At 41.7% G+C, this 7,025-nt stretch carries 6 protein-coding genes; 4 read left to right on the top strand and 2 right to left on the bottom strand.

What is annotated here, in order from left to right; translation table 11 throughout:
- Nucleotides 1-5: 5 nt before the first annotated feature.
- Both PN499_RS16665 and PN499_RS16670 read right to left on the bottom strand, forming a co-directional pair.
- Complete coding sequence (locus tag PN499_RS16665) at nucleotides 6-1,460, bottom strand: sensor histidine kinase (RefSeq protein ID WP_272033217.1); 1,455 nt, start codon at nucleotides 1,458-1,460, stop codon at nucleotides 6-8.
- A 98-nt stretch (nucleotides 1,461-1,558) separates the two neighbouring features.
- Nucleotides 1,559-3,550, bottom strand: a complete 1,992-nt coding sequence (locus tag PN499_RS16670; RefSeq protein WP_272033218.1) for an ATP-binding protein — start codon at nucleotides 3,548-3,550, stop codon at nucleotides 1,559-1,561.
- A 263-nt stretch (nucleotides 3,551-3,813) separates the two neighbouring features.
- Between PN499_RS16670 and PN499_RS16675 the strand changes: the two genes are divergently transcribed.
- The 4 genes from PN499_RS16675 (at nucleotide 3,814) to PN499_RS16690 (ending at nucleotide 6,952) form a co-directional block, all read left to right on the top strand.
- Nucleotides 3,814-4,986 (top strand): YcjF family protein, encoded by a 1,173-nt coding sequence (locus PN499_RS16675; protein ID WP_272033219.1) that lies wholly within the window; start codon nucleotides 3,814-3,816, stop codon nucleotides 4,984-4,986.
- A 322-nt stretch (nucleotides 4,987-5,308) separates the two neighbouring features.
- Nucleotides 5,309-5,626: a 2Fe-2S iron-sulfur cluster-binding protein gene (locus tag PN499_RS16680; protein WP_272033220.1), complete on the top strand. Its 318-nt coding sequence runs from the start codon at nucleotides 5,309-5,311 to the stop codon at nucleotides 5,624-5,626.
- Between the two features lie 58 nt (nucleotides 5,627-5,684).
- A complete protein-coding gene (locus tag PN499_RS16685; RefSeq protein ID WP_272033221.1) occupies nucleotides 5,685-5,894 on the top strand; it encodes a hypothetical protein in 210 nt (69 codons plus the stop codon).
- The gene (locus PN499_RS16690) at nucleotides 5,891-6,952 is read left to right on the top strand and encodes a DUF3326 domain-containing protein (protein WP_272033222.1); all 1,062 of its coding nucleotides are present in this window, start codon (nucleotides 5,891-5,893) and stop codon (nucleotides 6,950-6,952) included. The genes PN499_RS16685 and PN499_RS16690 overlap by 4 nt, the downstream gene beginning before the upstream one ends.
- Nucleotides 6,953-7,025 lie beyond the last annotated feature (73 nt).

Raw genomic sequence — 7,025 nt, forward strand, 5'->3', positions numbered from 1 at the left:
TTAACCTATGATTGGAGATTCATGGGGAGAAAAACGGTGAAAGTAGTTTTTCCAGGAACGGATTCAGCTTCAATTGTTCCTTGATGTTTTTCCACAATTTTCTTAACTATATCCAATCCTAAACCGCTACCTTCTCCAGGTGCTTTCGTGGTAAAGAATGGCTCGAAGATGCGCGGAATAATTTCTGGTAAAATTCCCGAACCACTATCCGTAATACTAACTTTTGCTTGCTCTTCAACTTGGGTAACATCAATTGTTAGTGTACCGCGATTATCCATTGCTTGGATAGCATTATGGACAATATTTGTCCAAACTTGATTCAATTCATCGGGATAACAGTAAAAATGCGGTAAATCTATATAGTTACGAATGACAGTTACTCCTTGTTTTAAAGAATTTTGATACAGTGTTAAGACAGTATCAATACCTTGAATTATACTAGCTTTGATACGCTTACCCGTCTCGTCGTAATGAGCATAAGTTTTTAAGGCAAACACAACTTTTGTTGCACGTTCCGTAGCAGTATAGATGATTTGGGTACTTCTTTGCAGCCCAGAAAGGTTGTAGGCAATTTCTAGAACATTCCGGCTATCTGAACGTTTGAGTAAAGGAAAGAAGGGTACAATATCTTGATAGATTTCCATATCTATTAAAGTATCGGCAATTACATCAGGATTGCTAATTTGTTCATCTTCCATTTTTCTAATTAATTCTCGCTTTAACTTCCGAGATTCTTTCAGAGAAACCGTCGGATTTTTGTGAATAGAGCGCTCTACTAAGGCAAAGAAAATCTCAAGTTCTGCTGGAGAAAAGGTGCGAATCATCGTCGGCAATTCCGCGAAGGTTTCAGCCAGATATTTGGACATATTTCCCACTGAAGAACGAATTGCACCTAATGGGGTATTAACTTCATGGGCGATACTAGCGACAAGTTGTCCTAATGTTGCCATTTTTTCAGATTGAATTAGTTCTTCTTGGGTAGCTCGTAGTTGTTTTAAAATCGTAGTCAATTCCTCATTTTTCTGTTGCAAAGTCTCATTATTTTGTTTAAGATGCTTTTGCAGAAAACGCATTTGACATTGGGTTTCAACGCGCGCCAATACTTCTTCGGCTTGAAACGGTTTAGTAATGTAATCAACTCCACCTACAGCAAAAGCTTTGACTTTATCTAGCACTTCATTAATCGCACTGATAAAAATAACTGGAATGTCGCGAGTGACTTCATCGGCTTTAAGTTTTTGGCAGACTTCATAACCACTTATTCCTGGCATCATGATATCCAGTAAAATCAGATCGATAGGGATATTTTGGGCAATAGATAAAGCTTGAAAGCCATCTCTTGCAGGTCGAATTCGGTATCCTCTATCCGCTAAAATTCCCGCTAAAAGACGCAAATTTTCTGGAATATCATCAACAACTAAAATATCAGCTTTTTCGGGCATCATCGAAGGGTCATTCATGTTATTTAAGTAGAGTTTATGGCGATAGAAAAATTTTGGTATGCGTTCCCAGTCAGAAACTAGGAACGATAACAACTAAGAGGCGATAGCTGATTCGGTTATGGCTTCACCCGTTGAATTAAGAGGGCTATTTTGTCATACTCAAAATTATGTGCTAAACTTGCCAACGCCTCAGCTAGCGCAGGATTTAGCGGGCGCATCTCCTCAATATAGCTATCGACTTTCATCATGTCGGAGAATTTTACAGCTTCTAACAAATTAGCTAATAAATCGCTAGGCAATGCCAAAATAGATGATTTGAGTTCGTCTTGAGTTTGGCTATTAGACTGATGAGCGAAACTTTTAGCGGTAGCTTCTTCATAAATAAAGCGCACACCAATGTGTTTCTCAATGGCAGTAAAAATATCTGCCTCTCGGAATGGCTTTCTCATAAAATCATCGCAACCTGCTGATAGAATCACAGCCCTTTCTTCTTCTAAAACACTAGCAGTCAGAGCAATAATTGCCGTTGCTTGACCTTTAGTGCTACCTTTGATCTGTTTTGTTGCCTCGTAGCCATCCATCACTGGCATCCTCATATCCATCCAGATTAAGTGAGGTTCCCAACTATCGGCAATTTCTACCGCTTCTTTGCCATCCATCGCTTCTTTTAAGGCAAAACCAAAGGGATTCAGGAGTTGAATTAGCAGTTGGCGATTGAGGGGTTTATCATCAACAATTAGAATTCGATATTGGGGTTGATTTGGCTCTAAAGCAATTGCTCGTCTTGCTAATTGTTTACTCTCAATTTCGCTCGCATCAACGACGTTGACTTGAATATTAAATTTGAAATTGGTGCCGCTGCCAACTTCACTGCTGACCGCGATCTCTCCTCCCATTAACTGCACAAATTTCCGGCTAATTGGTAATCCTAAACCCGTACCTTCTTGTGCTTCTTTACCTGTTTGAGTTTGTACAAAAGCTTCAAATAACGAGTCTAATTCTTCGGGTGCAATGCCAGGGCCAGAGTCTTCCACTTCAAACCGCAGCATAGTTTTTTCTGATTCATCGGTTATTTGTTTGGTTGCTGTACCTGTGACTAACGATCCACCATCGGTTACTACTCTAACTGAAACGCCTCCTACTTGCGTAAACTTGAGGGCATTATTGAGTAAGTTAATTAAGATTTGGCGCAGTTTGACTTCATCAGTTCGCACGTAGCGAGGAACATCGGGACTCCGCTCAAAAATTAACTGTAAACGTCGATCGTCGGCTTTCAGATGAAACATATCTTCTAAGTCATCTAGCAGGCGATAAAGATCGAAGTTTTTTTCGTTGAGGGTAGTGTGTCCCGCTTCAATTTTTGATAAATCTAAAACGTTGTTGATCAAGGAGAGTAGATGCTCCCCGCTACGGCTAATAATCCCGACATTTTCTATGTGTTCGGATGGTAAAGTTTTGCTGCGAGTCATAATTTGGGAAAAACCCAAAATGGCGTTGAGAGGCGATCGCAATTCGTGGCTCATATTAGCGAGAAAGATACTTTTTGCTTCGTTGGCAACTTCCGCTTTCTCTTTGGCTTCCGCTAGTTCAGCATTTAACTCATCAACTTTTCTAGCTGCAAGACGGAGCTCGATTTCATCCATAACTATCCCGGCTAAATCGTTCAAAATTCCCATTTCCTGTGGAGAAATAGGACGTGGTTGTTTGTCGATCGCGCATAAAGTCCCCAAGCTATAGCCGTCGTGAGTTTGTAGCGGAGCTCCGACATAAAAGCGTAATCCAAAGTCGCTAGTTACTAGGGAATTTGTGGCTGCACGTTCATCTTTAGTAGCGTCTGTAACTACGTAGATATCAGGAGAAAGAATAGCCGATGCACACAAGCCTGGGGAACGGTCAATTTGCTGAACATCTAAACCATGACGTGACTTAAACCAAATGCGATCGTTGTCTACTAAACTAACAACAGCAATGGGTACTTGTAGCAGTCGAGCCACAATTGCAGTCACTCGGTCAAAAGTACCTTCGGGGCGTGTATCTAAAATTTCATAACGATGCAGCGCTTTCAGACGTTCAGTTTCATTGTCAGGAATCAATTTTTGATTATTCATAACCGCTGTTGGAGTGATTTTGAGAGTACTTAGTTTTGACTGAATAAGTAGATGCTAAACCTAGTGTTCAAATAGTAGTAGGACTTACACAAAAGTATTTGTAACGCCGCCTTCTGGGCGGTAAAAGAACCGCCCAAAGGGCGGCGTTACGGTATTGATGCCTAAGTCTTAAGTAGATTAAACCTTGGCGCACCATTGTAGCAAAAGCTCTCGTAATTGTGATATATTTTAATCTGGGCAATCGCTATTCTCGGAGCAAAGCCATGTCAGAAGATTTTTCCTTCGACGAACTCTTGAACAAAAGTTTTGCCGCCTTCACAGAAGCCGAAAATCAAGTCGGACAGTGTAACGTTTTAGTCATCGGCAAAACTGGCGTAGGTAAAAGCACCCTCATCAACGCCGTTTTTCGCGATCGCTTAGCAGAAACAGGTGTCGGAAGACCTATAACCCAAGGGATTCGCCAATATACTAAGCCCAATTGTCCCATAACTGTCTATGATACCCCAGGACTAGAGCTAAACGCCGAACAAATTAAAATTGTCCAGCTTAATGTTGCTAAACTAATTGACGAGCAAAGGCTTCTACACCCCATAGAACACATTCACGTCGTTTGGTACTGCATTAATCAGGGAACCAATAGAATAGAACCAGTGGAAGAAAACTGGCTCAAAGATATTGAAATCAAAGATGTGCCAACAATCTTGGTACTCACTCAAACCACAAGTAAAAAACCGAGTGAGTTTTTCAAAGAATTAGAACACATGAATTTGCCCGTGAGCCAGATCATACCAGTGCTAGCAGAATCAGAAGAAATTGACGACGACTACACCATTAAAGCACACAGTTTAGATCGTTTAGTACATTATACTTTTCAGTTGTTACCAGAAGTAGCAAAAAAAGCATTTGTTAAAGAACAAATTGCTAGCATTGCTCTCAAAGGCGAGATGGCTTTCAAGTATGTAACTGGTTATGTTGCTGGCTCTGCTATTATTGGGGCAACTCCCATACCTTTTGCTGATGCGCCGATACTTGTGACAGTCCAAACAGCGATGATTGCTAATATTACTGCGATCTTTGGATTGCCCTTTGATAAAGGATTTATCTCTGCTATGTTTTCCACAATTACAGGTGCAAGCGGGGTGACTGCTGTTGGTAGAAGTATTGTTGCTAATTTACTTAAAATGATCCCAGGTGCCGGCACTTTAGTCGGAGGTGCTATTTCTGGTGCTACGGCAGCAACTTTAACACTTGCTCTCGGTTTAGCTTACATTGAAGTGCTTAAGGCTTATATTAAAGCTCAAATTAATGGAGAGAATATTTCTTTGTCCGATTTCAGTAAAATGTTTATTGAGTTATATAAGGATTATCTAGAGTCGGGACGCAAAACTTTGAAAGAAGACCAACCAATTCCTCCCAAAAATATCAATATTGATTGATAAATCTACGGTGTTTTCATTTGCTTTATAACAAGCTAATTGCTAATAGCTAATTGCTAATTGCTACTGCCCGCTTGAAAGTAGCACCTACGCAATTGAAAACTACTATATTTTCAATCTTATGGTAATTAAATGTAGGTTGAATAGAGAAATAAAAATATTAAAACTTGTGAGTAAATTTGATATTTTTAATTTTTAATTTTTAATTTTTAATTGAGTAGTGCTAGCAGGTTTTAATATCGCGATTGAGGAATTGTTGGCTTGACGTAAGCAGGAATGCCATTGAGCTGTAAAATAATTTCAGGCTTACTAATCATTAATTATGTCCACCACTTACACTGTAGAAATCCTCCACCAAGGCAAAAGCTATACCATAGAAGTGCCAGAAGATCAAAAAATTCTTACCGCTGCCGAGAAAGCTGGTATAGAGTTACCAAATTCTTGCAATGCAGGAGTCTGCACCACTTGTGCGGCTCAAATTATCGAAGGTAAAGTCGATCAAGATGACTGTATGGGGGTAAGTCCCGAACTTCAGAAAGAAGGATTTGTCTTGCTGTGCATTGCCTATCCCCGCTCTAACTTAAAAATTGAAACAGAAAAGGAAGAGATTGTGTACAATCGCCAATTCGGTCAATCCTGAAAGTAAGCTAGAATTAACAACTGAACCCCTAAAGGTTGCAAATACTATGGAGTCCTCCATGACAACCAATTTCATTACCTTAGAAATTGACCTCCCAGAAACTACGGAGGAATTGCACGCAGCAATTGAGGCGGAACTCCAAAAACAAGGGGAACCTTTACGCTGGGCCGTCACAGACGTGGATGTGCTGCGGCAAAAGGCTACAATTGAAGGCTACGTGCTCGTAGAAGCGACAAAAGTAGAGATTGAAACACCTGTAACCCCGTGAACCGCCGTCATTTCACAGTGGTTTTGATTGTCCCCACAGGGGTTGGCGCGTCCATTGGCGGCTATGCTGGCGATGCGCTACCAGTTGCCAGAGCGATCGCCCAAATTTGCGATACACTGATTACTCACCCCAACGTTCTCAACGGCGCTCAGTTGTATTGGCCTTTACCTAACGCTCTCTACGTTGAAGGCTACGCCCTTGACAAATTTGCCTCTGGATGCTGGGGTTTGCAGCCAGTTCATCAGAACCGCATTGGTTTAATCCTTGACTCAGGTATGGAAGCAGACTTGCAACTGCGTCACTTGCAAGCCGCTGATGCTGCTAGAGCGACATTAGGAATTAATATTACCGATTATGTGGTCACAGATATCCCTTTGGAGGTAGAGTTACGCACCTCTAATTCTGGGGCATCTTGGGGTACGATCGCCAATCCCGACAGTTTACTGCGGGCAGCAGAAGGGCTGATTAAACAAGCAAAAGTAGAAGCGATCGCAGTTATTGCCCGATTTCCCGATGACGAAGGCAGCACGCAATTGCAACAGTACAGGTATGGCCAAGGAGTTGACCCCCTCGCCGGGGCAGAAGCCGTAATTAGCCACTTAATCGTCAAAACCTTTAAAATACCTTGTGCCCACGCCCCCGCCCTGTTACCACTCCCCTTAGATTCTCAGATTTCAGCGCGATCGGCAGCCGAAGAAATCGGTTATACTTTCCTACCTTGCGTACTGGCGGGATTAAGTAAAGCCCCCCAATTTGTCACCGAGGAGAAAATTACCCACTCCCCAATAACTGCCGCTAGCGTAGATGCAGTAGTAGTACCCGCAACAGCTTGCGGCGGCAGTGCTATCCTAAGTCTAAGTCAGCGATCGGCAGTGCAAATTATTGCGGTCGCCGAAAATCAAACCCAAATGCAAGCGACCCCAGACAAATTAGGAATTAAAGCTTTACAGGTAAACTCATATTTAGAAGCATTAGGAGTATTAGTAGCTCATAGAGCTGGAATTAATCCAGCAATCCTACACCCCAAAATCCCACCCTTACGTCGCCTATCTATCTAGGCTAATTGGTAATTGGTAATTGGTAATTGGTAATTGGTAATGGCTAATCGCTAATTACCTATCTCCCCTATCT

The sequence above is a fragment of the Kamptonema animale CS-326 genome, assembly GCF_028330895.1.
Lineage (GTDB): Bacteria > Cyanobacteriota > Cyanobacteriia > Cyanobacteriales > Microcoleaceae > Kamptonema > Kamptonema formosum.